Origin of the sequence: Actinoallomurus acaciae (assembly GCF_042429965.1) — a bacterium.
In the GTDB taxonomy this organism is placed as follows: Bacteria; Actinomycetota; Actinomycetes; order Streptosporangiales; family Streptosporangiaceae; genus Actinoallomurus; species Actinoallomurus acaciae.
Genome location: NZ_JBHLZP010000142.1, coordinates 1 through 16,961, shown reverse-complemented (window position 1 = coordinate 16,961; position 16,961 = coordinate 1). Strand labels below are relative to the sequence as shown.

General features: G+C 67.9%; 16 protein-coding genes. 3 read left to right on the top strand and 13 right to left on the bottom strand.

All coding sequences use genetic code 11. The annotated features are described in order from the left end of the window. The 8 genes from ACFFNX_RS20195 to ACFFNX_RS20160 form a co-directional block, all read right to left on the bottom strand. Positions 1 to 1,786: bifunctional metallophosphatase/5'-nucleotidase (locus ACFFNX_RS20195; protein ID WP_378204235.1), on the bottom strand; the 1,786-nt coding region annotated here is incomplete at its 3' end. 307 nt (positions 1,787 to 2,093) lie between these two features. Then, the gene (locus ACFFNX_RS20190) at positions 2,094 to 2,966 is read right to left on the bottom strand and encodes a helix-turn-helix domain-containing protein (RefSeq protein ID WP_378204232.1); all 873 of its coding nucleotides are present in this window, start codon (positions 2,964 to 2,966) and stop codon (positions 2,094 to 2,096) included. A gap of 18 nt (positions 2,967 to 2,984) precedes the next feature. After that, complete coding sequence (locus ACFFNX_RS20185) at positions 2,985 to 3,560, bottom strand: SGNH/GDSL hydrolase family protein (protein ID WP_378204238.1); 576 nt, start codon at positions 3,558 to 3,560, stop codon at positions 2,985 to 2,987. Between the two features lie 165 nt (positions 3,561 to 3,725). After that, positions 3,726 to 5,333 (bottom strand): beta-N-acetylhexosaminidase, encoded by a 1,608-nt coding sequence (locus tag ACFFNX_RS20180; RefSeq protein WP_378204229.1) that lies wholly within the window; start codon positions 5,331 to 5,333, stop codon positions 3,726 to 3,728. 155 nt (positions 5,334 to 5,488) lie between these two features. After that, positions 5,489 to 6,802 (bottom strand): ABC transporter substrate-binding protein, encoded by a 1,314-nt coding sequence (locus ACFFNX_RS20175; protein WP_378204226.1) that lies wholly within the window; start codon positions 6,800 to 6,802, stop codon positions 5,489 to 5,491. Between the two features lie 27 nt (positions 6,803 to 6,829). Further along, on the bottom strand, positions 6,830 to 7,639 hold the full coding sequence (locus ACFFNX_RS20170; protein ID WP_378204223.1) for a carbohydrate ABC transporter permease: 810 nt from the start codon (positions 7,637 to 7,639) through the stop codon (positions 6,830 to 6,832). Positions 7,640 to 7,648: 9 nt separating this feature from the next. Next, entirely contained in the window at positions 7,649 to 8,608 is a 960-nt protein-coding gene (locus ACFFNX_RS20165; RefSeq protein WP_378204220.1) for a carbohydrate ABC transporter permease, read from the bottom strand. Continuing rightward, positions 8,605 to 9,915 (bottom strand): glycoside hydrolase family 36 protein, encoded by a 1,311-nt coding sequence (locus ACFFNX_RS20160; RefSeq protein WP_378204217.1) that lies wholly within the window; start codon positions 9,913 to 9,915, stop codon positions 8,605 to 8,607. Before ACFFNX_RS20160 ends, ACFFNX_RS20165 begins: the two co-directional genes overlap by 4 nt. A gap of 211 nt (positions 9,916 to 10,126) precedes the next feature. On the opposite strand from ACFFNX_RS20160, the gene ACFFNX_RS20155 reads away from it, so the two are divergent. Then, positions 10,127 to 11,242, top strand: a complete 1,116-nt coding sequence (locus ACFFNX_RS20155) for an ROK family transcriptional regulator (RefSeq protein WP_378204214.1) — start codon at positions 10,127 to 10,129, stop codon at positions 11,240 to 11,242. Between the two features lie 136 nt (positions 11,243 to 11,378). Then, positions 11,379 to 12,776: a M64 family metallopeptidase gene (locus ACFFNX_RS20150; protein ID WP_378204211.1), complete on the top strand. Its 1,398-nt coding sequence runs from the start codon at positions 11,379 to 11,381 to the stop codon at positions 12,774 to 12,776. Between the two features lie 288 nt (positions 12,777 to 13,064). Here ACFFNX_RS20150 and ACFFNX_RS20145 read toward each other — a convergent pair whose 3' ends face one another. Continuing rightward, positions 13,065 to 13,220, bottom strand: a complete 156-nt coding sequence (locus tag ACFFNX_RS20145; protein ID WP_378204208.1) for a hypothetical protein — start codon at positions 13,218 to 13,220, stop codon at positions 13,065 to 13,067. Between the two features lie 19 nt (positions 13,221 to 13,239). Between ACFFNX_RS20145 and ACFFNX_RS20140 the strand changes: the two genes are divergently transcribed. Continuing rightward, entirely contained in the window at positions 13,240 to 13,464 is a 225-nt protein-coding gene (locus tag ACFFNX_RS20140) for a hypothetical protein (RefSeq protein ID WP_378204205.1), read from the top strand. 478 nt (positions 13,465 to 13,942) lie between these two features. Here ACFFNX_RS20140 and ACFFNX_RS20135 read toward each other — a convergent pair whose 3' ends face one another. The 4 genes from ACFFNX_RS20135 to ACFFNX_RS20120 all read right to left on the bottom strand — a co-directional run bounded on the left by ACFFNX_RS20135 (position 13,943) and on the right by ACFFNX_RS20120 (position 16,422). Continuing rightward, entirely contained in the window at positions 13,943 to 14,566 is a 624-nt protein-coding gene (locus ACFFNX_RS20135) for a response regulator transcription factor (protein ID WP_378204202.1), read from the bottom strand. A 19-nt stretch (positions 14,567 to 14,585) separates the two neighbouring features. Further along, a complete protein-coding gene (locus tag ACFFNX_RS20130; protein ID WP_378204199.1) occupies positions 14,586 to 14,834 on the bottom strand; it encodes a hypothetical protein in 249 nt (82 codons plus the stop codon). Between the two features lie 188 nt (positions 14,835 to 15,022). Next, entirely contained in the window at positions 15,023 to 15,466 is a 444-nt protein-coding gene (locus ACFFNX_RS20125) for a hypothetical protein (protein ID WP_378204196.1), read from the bottom strand. Positions 15,467 to 15,675: 209 nt separating this feature from the next. After that, positions 15,676 to 16,422, bottom strand: a complete 747-nt coding sequence (locus tag ACFFNX_RS20120) for a YfbU family protein (RefSeq protein ID WP_378204194.1) — start codon at positions 16,420 to 16,422, stop codon at positions 15,676 to 15,678. Positions 16,423 to 16,961: the final 539 nt, after the last annotated feature.

The following is a 16,961-nucleotide window of genomic DNA, read 5'->3' as shown; positions in this document are numbered from 1 at the left end:
GGTCGATCGTGCGGCGCAGCCGCACGTACCGGATGAACCCCTCGTGGTCGAGGCTGTGCCGCACCGCGTCGGTGTACTCGGTGAACGCCGGGTACCCGTCGTACGCGAGCACCGTGTAGGCGTTCGCCGCGACCCGGTACGTCGCGTGCGGGTCGATCGGCGTTCCGTCGATCAGCAGGTTCGCGGGGTCGATGCGCTCCCCGACCGGCTTCGTCGGGTCGTAGGTGTAGCGGACCTCGGCGGAGACCGCGATCGGGCAGTACCGCACCGAGCCGTCGGGCTGCGTCTGCCACTGCTGTTCGAGCCCGCGGTGGAAGGCGTCGCCGGTCATCGAGACCGTGACGATCGGCGAGTCGAACCCGTACACGGTCCACGCCTCGCCGAAGAGGATCGTCCCGTCGGCGTCCGTGGCGTTGGTCCCCTTCGCGTACGGCAGGTCGCCGGACAGCGGGCTCCGCCCCTGCGGCGGCAGGACCGGCGTGAACGCGAACCGCGCGTGCCCGTGGTCGCTCTGCAGGGTGTCCCATCGGATGAAGTCGGCGACCAGGTTGCCGAGCGTGCTCTCACCGTCGGCGTTCGGCGTCCGGGTGAGATCGCCGGTCTGCCGTGCGATCGGTGTGGCGTAGAGCTTGTCGGAGCTGCGGGACCAGTGGTCGGCGATGTCCTGGATCTGCGGATCGACCGGTACGTCCCTGGTCACCGCGTGGTTGGTGGAGGTGGTCAGCTCGCGGATGACGCGGCCGGTGTCCCGGTCGAGCTTCAGGTGGATCTCGCTGATGACCTGGCCGTAGCAGCCGGCCTCGACGACGGGACGCGGCACGCCGTTCGGGTCCGGGACCATCATGTTGAAGCGGCAGTGCCAGTGACCGGTGATGATCGCGGCGATGTCGGGGTCGGCCTTCGCCGCCAGATCGAACGCCGGGCCGGTCGGGTCCACGCCCGAGTCGAAGTCCGGCCCGGCGTACCCGCCCTCGTGCATGACGATGACGATCGCCTTGACGCCGCGGCGTTTCAACTCCGCCGCCGCCCGGTCGGCGGCCGCCACGAAGTCGGTCGTGGCGAGCGTCGGCTGGTAGGAGCAGTTGAATCCGGGACCGTCGACACAGCCGTCGACCGTGACGTGGACGAACCCGATCGGCAGCCGGCGCCCCCGGCCAGCGTCGACGTACTCGATGTTGTACGCCGGGACGATCAGCCGGCCGTTGTCTCGGTACACCACGTTGCCGCTGTAGTACCGGAAGTCGGCGCCATGGAAACGGCGGCCGGTCGAGTCGACGAAGCTGCTGAACGGTTCGTCGAGATGGTACGGCGCGCCCTTCTCCATGTGGTCGATCAGGAACCTCGGGCTCTTGTCCAGCTCATGGTTGCCGACCGAGGAGAACTGCAGCCCGAGAGCGTTCAACACCTCGATCGTGGGTTCGTTGTTCTGCGAATCAACGTAGTAGGGCCAGCCCGAGAAGTTGTCGCCGGCCGAGCAGAAGATCGAGTTGGGGTTGCCCTCGCGGAGCCGGTTCAGGTGCGTGGCGAGGTATCCGGCGCCACCGACGGTGAGTTTGATCCCGTCGGCGCCGGTGATGACTCCGCCGTCGTTCGGCGCCGGCGGCTGCAGGTACCCGTGCAGGTCGGTGATGTTCAGCAGTTGGACGTCGACGTACCCGGTGGCACTGGCCGGGTCCGCCGAGGCGCGTGTGGAAAAGGCGGTGGAGCCGACGGCCACACCGGCCGCCACCGCCCCGCCGGCGCGTAGCATCGCACGGCGGCTGACTGGCATCGCGTTGCTGTCCATGGGATCTCCCGTGTTGGCGGGCAGCAGCCACCCACGACGCGCCGAGGGGACGGGCGTCCACAATGGGCTCAAGAGGTCGGGGGTGGCGTGCGCTGGGGACGCACGGACAGAACATAGGGCGGCACCCGGCGGTTCCCCATGCAGTGGGCGGCTGTGCTTTTGCCCGATCCCGCTGACCTTGTGAACGGCAGGGATCCTCGGATACGTGATCTGACGCTGGGCAGTGGCACCTGAGTGATGGCGCTACGGCGGGCGACCCGCAGGTTCCGCCAGACCCACCGGGAGGCGCTCACCTACATCCTCCCTGTCAGGCGTGCTCGTGCCGCCGGACGCGAGCCCGGTAGGCGGAGGGACTCTCGCCGAAGCGGCTGCGGAATTGACGGCTGAAGTAGTACGGCGAGGAGAAGCCGACGTCAGCCGCGATCCGGCCGACCGGCCGGTCCGAGAGTTCCAGCAGCGACGCCGCCTTGCGCAGCCGGGTGGCCAGCACGACGTTCACGATCGAGTCGCCGATCTCCTGGCGGAACAGGTGCGACAGCCGGGACGGCGACAGCGCGACCGAGCGGGCCAGTTCCTCGATCGTGACCTGGCGCGAGGGGTCCGCGACGATGCGGTCAAGCACGCACTGGATCCGCGGATCGGGTAGGTGCTTCTTGCGCTGCTCGTGCTCGCCTACGGCGAGCAGCAGGATCTCCTCGATGGCGTTGAGCGCTAGTTCGGTCGCGAACATACCCGTCAGCGCACGGGACGGCGCGATCAGTCGCCCTTCCGCCACGTCCATCGTGGACTGCATCGCGTTGCGGTGCACGCGTTCGAACGCGGCGACGGCCTCGGCGAGGCGGTCGCCGGCGAGCCGGGTCAGGCTGAAGCCGGGCGAGATCTCGGGCAGCCGTAGCCAGGAGAACCAGGCCGCCCGCGGCTGGAAGTGCGCCCACCAGTAGCCCCACGGGCCACCGTCGGGTGAGGCGCGGTAATGCTGCACCGTGCCCGGTGCGATCAGGACGAGATCGCCGGGGTGGGTCACGAGGTGCTGCCCGCCGGCCCAGTAGTCGGCGGTGTTGCTGACGGTGAGGCTCAGCATCCAGTTCCGGGCGCCGTGCTCACGGTAGACGGTGAAGCCGGGCTTCTCGTCGAACCTGCCCGCGCACAACAGATCCGCAGCCGGAACCTCGGTGTACACGTGCTGGATTCGCGTCAACTACAGTCCGAGCGCCATCCGGTACCGGTTATAGATCGCCCGGTGCCCGGCGTCGTTCGGATGGAACCCGTCGGTGGTGTACTCGCCGAACGCCGGCACCCCCATCGGATGGCGGTTGGAGTCGCAGTCGAACAAGTCCGTGAACGGTACGTACATGCCGTCGTGCTCGTACGCCTGCTCCGCGATCAGCGCGTTGTAGCGTGCGACGCCGCGGCAGTCCGTCCACGTCCCTCCGTCGCTCGGCATCCACACCCCGCCGACCACCAGCAGCGCGTCCGGCGCGGCGGTGCGCACCTGGTCCAGCAAGGAGGCGCAGTCGGAGTAGAAGGCGCCGTAGTCCTGCGCCTCCCGCACGTTGTTGGTGCCCAGCATCACGAACGTCACGTCCTCGCCACCGCTGACGTTGGAGAACGAGGTGAAGACGGTGTTGCCGTCGGCATCGTGGGCGTGAGCGCACGTGCCGTAGGCGACCGGCCCGGCCGACTCCAAGCGGGATCGCATGAGATGGCGCCAGGAGTTTCCCAGGGTACTGGCGAAGGATCCCCGGTAGCCGACGGAGTCCCCAAGGAAGTTCACCCGCAGCGCTCCGCCGGCGGGCCAGATGATTTTTCCTGCCCGAGTCACTGTCCGGGCTCCTTTCGCCTCTGGTGGGCCGCCGGACGTGGCCGCACGTTGATGCCGCTGATGAGGCTTATGGCCAGGAGTACGAGAGCTCTGGGCCCGCCTGCTGGTCAGACCGTTTCACCGGCCTTCGCGAAGGTTGCGGGTCCAGTCGGCGACCTTCGCGCGCCATGTGTCGGTCTCCTCGGGTCGTCCAGGTACGCCGGGCCGCTGTTGCCAGGGCAGTGGTCCGTCGTCCGGGCGGTACTCCACGCCGAGCGCCGCGAGGCGGGGCAGGTGGTCGTTGAGTCGCTGCCGGAAGTCGGCCGGGTCCCGTTCCGGGGGGCTCCACACCGTCTCGGCGAACGCGGCGAGCCGAGGGAAGGCCATGTAGTCCAGGTGCCGCGGGGAGTCGATGAGCTCGGTCCACAGGCAGCATTGTGAGCCGATGACGTGCTGGGCGGCCTGGTCACCGGCGAGCGCGGCCGGTACGGGTTCGAAGGAGTAGACGTCGTCGAGGGTGAGCACCGTGCCGAACGGCACCGGCTCGTCCTCATCCGGCGCCTGCCGGTAGTCGAGGTAGGTCGAGGTGTTCGGGCAGGTGACCACGGTGTGTCCGGCCTTGGCGGCGACCACGGCGCCGTGGTCGTCGCGCCACGAGGCGATAACGGCGCCGTCGGGGGCTCCGCCTTCCAGGATCTCGTCCCATCCGACCAGCTGTCGGCCGCGCGCGGCGAGGTGGTCGGCGAACCGGCCGATCATCCAGCTCTGCAGCTCCTCTTCGTCTCGCAGGCCGAGCTCGGCGATCCGGCGTTGGGCGGCCGGGCTCGCCCGCCACTGGTCCTTGCGGCATTCGTCCCCGCCGACAGAGATGTACGGGCTCGGGAAGAGCTCGAGGACCTCATCCATTACGTTTTGGAAGAACGTGATCGTGCGTTTCTCGGTGTTCAGGACGTTCGCGCCGACACCCCACGTCGTCGCCACCTCGAGGGGTACGTCGAGGTTGCCGAGCTCGGGATGGGCGGCGATCGCCGCCTGGGTGTGTCCGGGCAGGTCGATCTCGGGGACCACCGTGATGTGCCGTCGCGCGGCGTGGGCGACGATCTCGCGGATGTCGTCCTGGGTGTAGTAGCCGCCGTGGGGGCGGCCGTCCATGGCGCCGTTCCAGCCGAGCTGGCTCTCCCGGCGCCACGCGCCGACCTCGGTCAGCCGCGGGTAGCGTCTGATCTCCAGTCGCCAGCCCTGGTCGTCGGTCAGGTGCAGGTGCAGGACGTTGAGCTTGTGCGCGGCCATCAGGTCGATGAACCGCAGCAGGTCCGCCTTGGTGAGGAAGTGCCGGGCGACGTCGAGGAGGCAGCCGCGCCAGGCGAAGCGCGGCCGGTCCTCGATGTGTACGGCGGGCAACGGCAGGGGCTGTCCGGTGGCCGCCCTGCGAAACGCCTCCGGAGGGAGCAGCTGACGGAATGTCTGCGCACCGTAGAAGGCGCCGGCCGGGTCGCCGGCCTCGATGAGTACGCCGCCGGCTCCCGTCGACAGCCGGTAGGCCTCCGGCGGCATCTCGCGTGCGGAGAGCGTGATCGTGCCCGAACTCGTTCCCGGTAGCAGCTCACCGCCGACGACCGGTCCGAGCTCGGCTCTGAGCCAGGCGGCCACCTCGCTGAACGCCGGATCGGTGGTCAGGGCGGTGTGCCGGTCGACGACGAACCGGCCCGGGCTGGTGTTGAGACGCACCGGCTTCGGGATGATCATCTATGTCCTTAACTCTTCGCAGGTGATCTTCGTGTCGGTGGAACACATCGGTCAGAGGGCACGGCGGGTCGCACGCACGCACGCCGGAGGCGCCCGGTGCGGCGGCGATGGCCGGTACCCCCGGCGAGGCGGGCTCGCCGGAGTGAGTTCCTTGGCTACTTGACCAGCGCGTTGCCGTCGGCGACGGCCCGGTCTGCGGCCTGCTGAGGGGTCAGCCTGCCGAGGTACATGTCGTTGAACGTCTGGTTGAGGCGGCTCTCGAACGCGGTGAATCCGGTGGTGATGGGCAGGTTGAACGTGGTGCCCCTGGACTCATCGAGGAAGGGCGAGACGTCCAGGCCCTTCTTCTTCCAGTAGTCGACGTAGCCCTGGGAGAGACCGTTCAGCGCCGGGAGGACGTAGCCGTCGTCGGACATGATCTTCTGCGCCTCGGGGCCGGACAGGAAGCGGACGAGCTTCATGGCCGCCGCCTTGTGCGGGGTCTTGGCGTAGACGGCCTCGGAGAGCCCGTTGATGTTCACCGCGCGTCCGGCCGGGCCCGCCGGCATCGGCGCGATGCCGATGGGGAAGCCGGCGCCGGGAGCGACGAACGGCAGGAGCGCGTTGTTGGCGGGGAACATCGCCACCTGGCCGCGTTTGAACATCTCGTTGATCTTGTCGCTGGGTGGGTTGGTCTGCGCGGCCGGCGGGGCCACGTGGTATTTGTTCACCAGGTCGACGCCGAACTGCAGGGCCGATACGGAGGCGGCGTCGTTGAAGGCGTACTTCCCGAACGGCCGGTCCACGATCCTGCCCCCGTTGGAGGCCACCCAGTTCATCCACTGCGTCTGGTAGTGGTTCCAGGACGCGAAGCCGTACTGCTTGACCGCGCCGGCGTCGAACCCGGCCTCATCCGGATGACGGCCCTTGTCGTCGACGGTCAGCTTCCGCGCGAGCTGCACCAGAGTGCCCGAGCCGTCGGGCGCCCAGGTGAGCTTGTCCGGCATGGTGACGCCGGCCTTCTTGAACAGGTCCTTGTTGTAGAGCAGCCCGACGATGCCGAAGTCCTTCGGCACGCCATACAGCTTTCCCTTGTAGGTATAGGACCGCACGACGTTCGGCTGGTACTGGGCGGTGTCGAGTTTGAGGGAGCTCAGGTCCGCCAGCACTCCCTTGGTCACGAACTCGGGGAACTGCGTGGTCTGCATCCAGAAGACGTCCGGTGCGGTGCCCGCGACCGCGTCCGCGGTCATCTTGGTCCAGTACTGGTCGTAGGGGAGCAGTTCGATCTTGACGTGGATGTTCGGGTCGGTCTTCTCGAAGGCCGCCATCACTTTCTGGTAGCCGACCTTCTGCTGGTCGTCCCAGAGCCGGTAGGTGAGTGTGACGTTGCCTCCGGAGTCTCCTGAACCGCCTCCGCAGGCGGCCAGGGTCCAGAGCAGCGCGGCGCCGAGCAGAGCCGCGATCGAACGGAATCGGGGGGAGGACATGGGGTGCTGACCTCTCTTTGTTCGGTCTTACTTCAGGCCGGTGAGGACCACCGAGCGGACGATGTATCTCTGGAAGGCGACGAAGATCGCCACCATGGGCAGCAGCGCGATCAGGCCGGCGGCCGTCATCAGGTTCGGGTCGACGCCGATGGCGCCCTTCAGCCCGGCGATCCCGACCGTGACGACCTTCGTGTCGTCGCCGCTGGTGATGATCAGCGGCCACATGAAGTTGTTCCACGTCGAGATGACCGTGATGATCGCAAGAGTGCCCATGGCGGGCCGGGACAGCGGCAGGACGATGCGCACCAGGATGGTGAGCGGTCCCGCGCCGTCGATGCGCGCCGCGTCCTCCAGCCCGGCGGGCAGGGCGCGGAAGAACTGCCGCATGAGAAAGATCCCGTACGGCGTGCCCAGGAGGTACGGCGCGAGCAGTCCCCACCATGTGTTGATCAGGTGCAGCTCACGCATGATGAGAAAGAGCGGGATCATGGTGACTGCGCTGGGCACCATCATCGTGGCGACGTACAGCCAGAACAGCACGTCCCGCCCGCGGAACCGGAGCCGGGCGAACGCGTACGCCGCGAAGGTCGTGAAGACGAGCTGTCCCACGGTCAGCGCCGCGGTCATCAGCACTGAGTGGGCGAGGTAGCCGGCGAAGCCGGAGCGCAGCACGTGGCCGAGGTTGGCGAGCGTGGGCGGCAGTGCGGGCAACCAAGGCTGGGTGGAGCTCAGCTGCCGCTGGGTCTTCAGCGCGGTCAGCACGACCAGCAGGTACGGGAAGACGGAGACGAAGGCGCCGATGACCAGCGTGGCGTGGAGCGCGGTGCGCTTGACCATGGTCTCTCCTCAGCTCAGGTCGTAGGTGGTGCGCTTGGCGAAGAACCGGACCTGGGCGAGCGTCACCGCGAGGATGAGCAGGAACAGCAGCACGGCGAGCGTTGAGGCGTAACCGAAGTCGAACTGCCGGAAGGCCGTGTCGTAGATGCGGAAGTTGAGCACCTCCGTGCTGTGGCTCGGCCCGCCGTCGGTCATCGCGAAGACCGTGTCGAACACCTGGAACGCCCCGACCAGGTTCGTCACGGTGACGAAGAACGTCGTGGGGTTCAGCAGGGGCAGGGTGATCCGGAAGAACCGCTGGATCGGGTTCGCGCCGTCGGTGGCCGCCGCGTCGTACAGCTCCTGGGGGATGCCCTGCAGGCCGGCCAGGAAGAACAGCATGGTGTAGCCGGTGTACTGCCAGACGTTCACCAGCGCGACGGACGGCAGCGCCCACGACGGATCGGTCAGCCAGTTCGGGCCGGTCACGCCGGCGAGGTCGAGCAGCCGGTTCAGCGCGCCGTCACGCGGGTCGAAGATCCAGGTCCACACCAGGCCCATGACGATCGGCGTCGCCATCCACGGCACCACGAACAGCGCGCGGTAGAACCGGACGCCGCGGACCCGCTGGTTCAGCAGCAGTCCGAGGAGCAGCCCCAGCACGGTCTGCAGCGGGATGCACAGCAGGACGAACAGGACCGTCAGCCACACCGAGTGCCACGTGCCGCCGTCGCCGGCAAGTCGCCGGTAGTTGGCGAGGCCGACGAAGGTCGGTTCGGAGAGCAGTTCCCAATGGAACAGGCTCAGTCCGAACACGATCAGGAGGGGGAGCAAGAGGAAGGCGAACACGCCGAAGAGGCTCGGCGCGACGAACAGGTAGGCGTACCGGTCCCCGCGCCACCGGCGCCGGCCGGTCACGACCGGAGACTCGGCCGTCAGACGGGACGTGGATCCGGCCCGGCCGGGCAGCGGCCTCGCGCTGTGCGTCACGACGGGTCCGTCCTCGTCGGGACCATGAGCCGCCGGGTCGTCTCCAGGCCCCACGCGTCCAGCGCGGCGATCGGGTCGCTGGACCCGCGAAGCCCGCCGCCGGACTCGATGTGCGCCGCCCACTCCTCGCGTGCCTCGACCTCGGGCCGGGCCATGATGCAGTCGGGATCGTTGACCCACCATCGGGCGTGCAGGAACTCCCGCGCCGCTCCAGTAAGCCGAGCGCCCAGTTGCGACGGCTGACTGATGTCGCCCGCCCTCGGCAGGACCCGCGGCGCGGTGTCGGGACTGACCCGCATGATGTCGACGAGGCCGATGCTCGGCAACATCGGCGCGCCGCACCCGTGCAACGTCGCGTCCGGACCGGCGCCCGTACGGATGAGCTCCAGACCCCGGCGGTAGGCCGCGATCGGATCGACGTCCTCGCGCCGCCGACCACGCATGGCACCGGCGTAGAGGTAGTCGAGCTTGAAGTGATCGATGCCCAGCGCGGCGAGGTTGCGGAAGACCTCGACCAGGTGAGCGGCGGCATGCGGATGGGTGACGTCGAGCACCGCCAGGTCCTGATCCCACATCGTCCCCGCGTGCGCGTCCCGTACGAGCCAGTCCGGGTGCGTCTGGTGGATCCGGCTGCGCCGGCCCACGAGGAACGGAGCCACCCAGATACCGGCCCGCCGGCCCGCCTCGCGCACGGCGCCGACGGCCCGCTCCAGCGACCCGAAGCCCGGCCGGAGCTCCAGCCAGTCGCCGATCTCGGCCTCGTAACCGTCGTCGATGAGGAACATGTCAGCGCCGATGCGGTGCCGCTCGGCGAGGGCGAGGTTGTCGAGGATGTCGGTGTCGGTGACCTTCTCCCAGTAGCCGTACCAGGAACACCACATCGGCGGCACCGCCGGGAACTCCGCGGGCGTGTGGCCCTCCGCCACGGTCGCCGCCCAGTGCCGGAGCGCCGCGCCGAGATCGCCGTCGCTCGCCGTGTGGCGTACGGGACCGTCGGCGGACACACGCAGCCGGTCGCCGTGCCGGCGGGCCCGGATGGAGGGCACCAGCGTCGGGCCGGGCGCCGAGAAAACCGACACCGGGCCGCCGTCGCCAGGATCCACGGCCAGCAGGCCCTCGCCCTGGAAGACTCCGGCCGGGACCGGTGTCTGCGGGCGATAGCAGATCGTCTGGATGTTGTCGTCGGCGGCCCGCGGCGGGGTCTCTTCGAGACGGTAGATGCCGGTCGGGCTCCACGACTGCCAGCCGAACTCAAAGACCCGCGTCCGCAAGGTGACCGTGATCTCTCCGACGTCGGTGAACGACATCAAACACCCCACTTCGGGAGCTACTTACAAAGAAGACCATCATTAGTACCTCGGCATCCCGGTCGAGGGCAATGGTACGGAGAAGGTATCTTGGCTTTTGCCTACTGCGAGCCGACGGGATCGCCTGACTTTAGAAGGGGACCTTCCGATGTCGACTGTGTCACCCAAAGGCGGCGATCTGTCCAGGTTGCGGCAGCTCAACTCGGTGTCCGTGATCAAGGCGCTGCGTGGTGCGGGGCCCGCGACCCTGTCGATGCTCGCCGAGCGCACGGGCCTGTCGCGACCGTCGACCAAGGATGTCGTCGACGACCTGACCAGCCTCGGATGGGTGGAAGAGGTTCCCCCCGCCGCGGGCACCATGGGCAGGCCGGCGCGACGCTACCGGTTCCGTGCGGACGGCGGCCATCTCGTGGGCGTCGATATCGGTGCACACAACATCCGCGCGGCTCTCGCCGACCTCGATGGCAACGTCCTCGCCGAGACGCGTCAAGCGGCGCGGCCAGACGCGCCGCTTGAGGAGCGGTTGGCGGCGATCAAGCGTGCGGTCATGGGCTGCCTCGATCTGGGCGGGCCGACGATGTCCGACCTATGGATGGTGGCGGTCGGCACGACCGGGCTGGTGACTCCCGAGGGGCGCATCATCATGTCGGCGTCGATTTCGGCGTGGAAGGACTTGAATCTGGCGGGTCTGCTGAGGGAGATGTTCCCCTGCCGCGTGTTGATCGAGAACGACAGCCGCCTGGCCGCACTGGCCGAGACGAGGCGCGGGGTGGCACGAGGCGCCGGGGACGTCGTGTTTCTACACATCGGGCGGCGTATGGGCACCGGATTGATTCTTGACGGCAAGCTGCACCGTGGCTTCGGTGCGGCGGCAGGGGAGATCGTCATGTTGCCGGAGACCCGCTGGGTCACCGCGCCGGATGATCTGAACGGCTGCGCGATCGTCCCGAAGGGCACTCCGATCGAGGACGCGGCCGGCTTCACTCTGGCTGCAGCGAGGAACGGCGATCCGACGGCGCTGGACGCCGTAGGACGCTTCACCGAGAAGCTCGCAGTCGGCGCCGCCGCAGCGGTCCTCCTGCTCGACCCAGAGATCGTGGTGCTGGGCGGAGGCTTCTCTCGCTCGGCCGACGTGCTGCTGCCGCCGCTGCGCCACCGGCTCGAGCGTGTCTGCCTGCGCATGCCGAAGCTCCGCGGGTCCACGCTGGGCGACGAGTGCGTGGTGCTCGGTGCCATCGACTATGCAATCGACCACCTCGACCAGTTCTTCTTCGCTCCCGACGGCCCCGCCCTGCGCCCGGCCGTCGTGCCCGAACGGACTGTCTAGGAGCCCGGGGTGGACCGCGGCGATCATGGCGTAGCGCCTCACCGCCTCAGCGGCCTGGGGTTGCGTCCGCGGGAGTGGCTGTGGCCGCACCCGGAATCTGCGGCCACAGACGCTGGCGCTGCTGCGCAAGGCGGGCGTGCTGAACAAGGAGGTGACCTTCTACACCTCCACGGTCGCCAACGGCTTCGTCGACGCGGCACATCTGTTCGCCCAGCAGGCGGGCGAGGCCGCACTACGGGTGAAGATCATCACCGGCCCGCCCGGGAGCTACTACACCGACCAGCGCAAAACGGGACTGCTGGGCAACCACCGCTGCGGTGCCATGCCGATCCCGACCTACATCAGCGACCGCTTGCTGACCGGCTCCCGGCAGAACGCCGCCGCCTGGAGTCGCGCTGGCGGGCACCAGTGCCGCGAACCGGCAGTTCGTCCGCTCGCCAACAGCGGCACCTGCGGCGACGCCGGCGGGACGTACGCCACGGCGTCCGGCGGCAACGCCATGTCCTCGCTGATCATGCCGCACGAGATCGGGCACTCGCTCGGCGGCCGCCAGGACGAGTACAACTACTACCAGCGCGGGGTGTCCGGCGGCGCGTACACCGACGGGGAGCCCGACTCGATCCACCACACCCTCCTCACCGAACGCCAGATGCGGCAACAGCGGGCCAAGTGGTGGCGCTGGCTCGGTGAGACCAGCACGACGGGCGGCGTCATCGGCCGCTACGAGGGTGGCATGTACAAGCGTCAGGCCGGGCACGCACACCCTGACCGCCAAGTGGTGGACCTGACCGGCTTCGTACGTGACCCGGCGATCAGGTCGTCGGCGGCCGTCACCCAGACCCGTACGTGGACGGTGGACACCCGCGTGACGACCGCGACGGCGGGCACCGCGCCCGGCTTCACCGACTCCACCCCGGCGAGCACCGATGTGGGGGCGGACGACGTGATCTACGCGGAGACGACGCACCCCGCCGACTCGGTGCCGGCCGTCCGGTGGACCGTCGACGGCCGGCGGGTGACCACCACGGGCAACGAACGTGACCTCGACCTGCGCCGCTTCCACCTCACCTCCGGGACGCACACGGTCACCGCGCGGGTGGTGGACGCGGGCACGCAGTCACCGCCGCTGTCCTGGAAGGTCGACGCGCAGCGTCCCGTGGTCGCCGCCCGGTTCAGTACCCCCGCCGCCTCAGAGGGCCGGGCCAAGGTCCTCGACGACCGGTTCACCATGAAGCTGAGCCCCTCCGACGACACCGCCGGGGCCACGCTGGCGGAGTTCCAGGTCGACGGCGACGGCTGGTACCGCTACTTCGGCTGGCCGACCGACTCCACCGCGCCGTTCCTCTTCACGCCACTGGGCACGAACATCGACGACCTCTACTACGGCAAACTCGGCAGGCCCACAAGGGCCGTCGCCTGGGAGGAGGTGCCGCCCGGGTACGGCCGGCACACGATCGAGTACCGCGCCGTCGACGCCGCCGGAAACATCGGGAGGACCACCAAGGTCGAGGTGATCCTCCGCAAGTCCGGCTGAGGCAGTCCTGCGGTCGCGCGTAGACAACCTGAGGGCCGGACGGGTGCCTGTGTTGAGATGCCAGGGAACGGAGCGTCCGGAGAGGGCCGTCACTGCCCGACGACCGGCGTTACGTCATCGGAACCCGTCGCCCAACGTCCACGCTCCAAGAGTCGCGATATCAGACGATCGCATTTATGCGACCAGCACCAATACGCATGTGTTTTGTATATGGTGCGCACCTTCTGCCGGTCGTATGGTTAGCGGGATTTTCCCGCTTCGGTAATCGAAGGGATTCACAGCCATGCGTCAACGATTCAGCGCTCTTCGAATGGCATCGGTCGGCTTGGGCGGCATCGCGCTCACCGCGACGCTTGCACCCGCCCCGGCCTTCGCCGAAACCGTCAGATCCTCGGTCAATCGGAACGTCGAGCTCGTCATCGGCGTGACGAACGTGTCCAGCACGCAGGTCAAGCTCGGAACGGTGACGGTCACACTCGTCGACGGGCTGGGGCACAGCGGGGCGAACTACGACTTCCGCCTCTACATCGCGAGCACACTCATAAAAAATGACAACCACACGTGCACGAGAGACGAGTGTGCCCGCCAATGGGCCATCAACAAGACGTACACCAAGGGCACCGTGGTGATCGGACGCATGGTGGTGCCCGGTGGCTCGGATGTCGGGGCGCCCCGCATCACTCTCTGACCTCGATCGTTCACTCCCCGGCCGAGTAGAGCCGGTGCTCTGTCCATGAACGTTGGCCGGGGTGGTCGACACGCCGGTCAGCGTTCGTGGTCGGTGGCCGGTCCGGGGTCAGGCCGGCCGGATGGCGGATCCGGTTCGGGTTCGCCTAGCGGGTGACGATTGTCAGCGCTGAAGTGCGGTCGAGCCGGTCCAGCTGGCCAGAAGATCGAGTGCCTGGCGTTCGGGCGAGTCGGGTTCGGACGAGTAGATGGTGATACGGAGCCCGGGTCAGCGGGCAGATCGACCCACGCAGAGATTCACCCAGGTCAGCAGTGCTCGGGCGCCCCACTTTTTCAGGGGCAAGTAGCTAGCAGCTAGCTGAGCACCTCCTCAGGGCTGGCTGAGGGCGGGATCCCGTCGTGGCCCCGGGTGTCGCGGCGGATCGCTGAGGCCTGTCGCCCCACGCCGTCCGTACGCGGGGCTGGCTCTGACCGGGCGGTCAGAGCCAGCCGGACTCCGCGGCGATTCGGACGGCATGGGCGCGGCTATGGGCACCCAGCTTCGCGGTGGCGGAAGCGAGATAGTTGCGGACGGTGCCGTTGGCCAGGAACAGTTCTACTGCGATCTCCCGGACCTCGTGACCCGCCGCGTATCGCCGGAGAATCCCGGCCTCCCGAGGCGAGAGCGGATTCGGCCTCCCTTCCAGCGCCGCCACGGCGAGCCGGGGGTCGATGACACGGCCGCCGGCGCTGGCCTGGCCGATCGCGTCGAGCAGCTCCTTGGCCGGCGCCTCCTTGACGATGAACCCGCTGACGTTCGCCGCGATGGCCCGGCGGAGATGGTCGGGACGCACGACGCCCGTAATGATCGTGATCGCACACCGCGGAAGCCGCCGGTGGAGCTCTTCGACGACGCTCAGCCCGTCCACGCCCAGGAGATCGATGTCGAGCAACGCGACGTCCGGGCGGTGCTCCACCGCAGCGGGGAGCACCGCCCGTCCCGTCGTGACCTCGGCGACGACCTCCGCGTCGCCGTGCCCTTCGAGCAGGGCCGCCAAGGCACCCCGTAGACATGGGTCCTCGGCGACCAGAAGCCGGGGTCTCCGGCGTGCGTCACCGGCCACCGGTACGGCGACGGCTCGGCTATCGGATGTAGAGCTCGTAAGAAGGGCTCGAAAGCGGGTAATCGACGCACTTGTACTCGTTCCAGCCCTCACGCTCGTACTGCTGGCCCGCGTCCACGCAGGCCTTGTTGCTCCAGTACGAGTCGATATAGGTCCAACTGGCTTGGGCACTGGCATTGATCCGCGGGGCGGCCTGGGCACTCGTGCTCAGGCCGCCGACCACGAGGGCGACGATCCCGGCGCTGACGACCGCTGCGATCAGGCGCATTGTGTCTTCCTTCCGAGCGAGAGGAGTCGTTCCGGCTGAATGACGCGGCCGCCGCGGAGAGAAGCGGCGGCGATCTTCACGGTGGCGGCTAGACACGACACACTCCGCCGGACCACGGTGACCTCCTGGGCGCACGGGGCCGGAAGATCATGCGCCTCATTTGTACATATCCGGCCAACCGCCAAAACTCATCGGTCTGGACACAAGATCCACATAGACGACCGCGGCCGCGAAGGTGGCATGGGGACCGTTGGCAGCCGCCGCAGTCTTGGATGCAAACTGATCCGCTCGTAGAGGTAGTCCAGGATCGCCCGCGCGGCTCTCTCCTTCTCCCAGGGCACGCGACCTCTATCCCAGATCACCACCGCAGATTTGATGCCGAGACGAGCCGCCGCCTCAAGAAGCTTGCGTCGCAGTTGGCTGACCAGCTCGCCACCCGCGTCGGCCAGGAAGGTGCCTTTGTCGGGCCTCCACTTGATTTCCTCGCCCTCGGGGATTCCCAGACGGGTGCGGATGTCCGTAATCGCGGTCGCGTAGGGTGCGACGGCTTCCTCGGGGACCATCACACCGCCGATGCCAACGAGTTCGCCCATGCCCTCGGCGCGGCGGGTCAGGCTGTCCGCTGTCGTCAACGTAGATCACGTCCATGGCCCCTGCCTCGTTTACCGACGTTCATAGCCACCGGCATCCTGGCTCGGTCGGTGATCGCGAGCCGGAGGCCGTCCCCGTCCACTGAGACAGGGACGTTAGATAGGACGCTTGACCATTCACTAACGATGGCTCCGCAAGGGATCCAGTCATCCGTAATTACCGATTGGTTGAGGTGACGGGCCGTCTTAGCTCACTTGCGGGGGTAGGGCCAGGCAGCGAGCACTGTGTGCAGTTCGTTGAGGTTGAGGGCGTACCGATCGTCGTGGGAGAGCCCGGAGTCCTTTACCTTTGCTGACCAGATCGGTTGGAAGCTCTCGAGCATCCGCAGGTAGGTCGCCAGCCTGGGCGAGTGCGAGTTGCCGCGCTCGTGCTCGTCATCGAAGTTCTCGGCCAGGTCCTGCCATCGGTCGGTGTCAATGAGGTGCTGGGCGTAGTTGGCCAAGCGGCTCTCATACGCGTCGTTGAAGTCGAACCCTTGGAAGGACAACCGCACCTCTGCGCCCTCGCCGAGTGAGTTCTTCTCGGCCGCGTCGAGTCGATCGAGGCTGGCCTTCAAGACGCAGAACATGTCCAGCAGGTCCCGAAGCAGGCGGCAGTCCCGCCGCGACAGCTCGGGGGAGATGCCCGCGAACACGCGGTAATACTCGCCGGTGTAACCCTTGGTCAGGACCTCGACCATGCGCCGGTGATAGTCGGCCTCGTGCTCGTCGTCGGAGTGAAGCATGGCGAGGCTCTCGTGCTGCAGCGCCAAGTGGCACCGCTCGACCACGGTCAGCGTCAGCGGCGTGCTGCTCGTGTCGTCGGTGGGCACGTCCCTGCCCAGCATCTCGAAGATGCTGGCGCGCAGGAGATCGCTCACCGTCGCGCCGCGGCCACGAGCGAGCGCCTCCAAGTCGTCCCGGGCCTTGTCGTCGACCCGCAGTGTGATGGTGGCCATAGGACTCACCTCCTGCATTGGAAGCAGAACCGTAATACGGTAACACAGGTCGTAGTACCGTAATACATCTTCGCCTGGTGCTGTTCCCCCACAGCCCCTTGGCTTCGCCGAATCGGCGGGGTTCGCGGTGGTGACGGGGGTTCCTTCGTGTGGCCGGGACGGAGCGGCCGACGTGTCGGGGGATGTGGGCATGCCGAGTTGGACGGCCTGGTTCTAGCGGTGTCGATCTGAGTGATCTCATCCGTCGGTGCCGGCGAGGCTGACTTTAAGTCCCTCGATCTCGCCGAGCCAGCCTTCGCGTTCGGCCGGCGACGCGGTCGTACAGGTTGTCTGGATCTCCTCGAACCGGCCTCGCTGGGGGCCAGCCTCAGGGTGAACTCAGCATGCTCACGTCGATGGCGCGGTTTAGTCGTTGAGGGCTGCGATGTACCGATCTTCAGTTGCGAGTGCGCGCAGGAGCGGTCCGGCTAGTACTACATAGCTAGATCTGGATCGTCTGGAGGTGTAGCCGTCGTCGGAAGTGGTGTCTGCGTGCTGTG

What these genes read in the sequence shown, in the direction of transcription:
- ACFFNX_RS20180 (WP_378204229.1), bottom strand. Translation starts at nt 5,333, where the DNA reads ATGATCATCCCGAAGCCGGTGCGTCTCAACACCAGCCCGGGCCGGTTC.
- ACFFNX_RS20120 (WP_378204194.1), bottom strand. Translation starts at nt 16,422, where the DNA reads ATGGCCACCATCACACTGCGGGTCGACGACAAGGCCCGGGACGACTTG.
- ACFFNX_RS20160 (WP_378204217.1), bottom strand. Translation starts at nt 9,915, where the DNA reads ATGTCGTTCACCGACGTCGGAGAGATCACGGTCACCTTGCGGACGCGG.
- ACFFNX_RS20175 (WP_378204226.1), bottom strand. Translation starts at nt 6,802, where the DNA reads ATGTCCTCCCCCCGATTCCGTTCGATCGCGGCTCTGCTCGGCGCCGCG.
- ACFFNX_RS20170 (WP_378204223.1), bottom strand. Translation starts at nt 7,639, where the DNA reads ATGGTCAAGCGCACCGCGCTCCACGCCACGCTGGTCATCGGCGCCTTC.
- ACFFNX_RS20130 (WP_378204199.1), bottom strand. Translation starts at nt 14,834, where the DNA reads ATGCGCCTGATCGCAGCGGTCGTCAGCGCCGGGATCGTCGCCCTCGTG.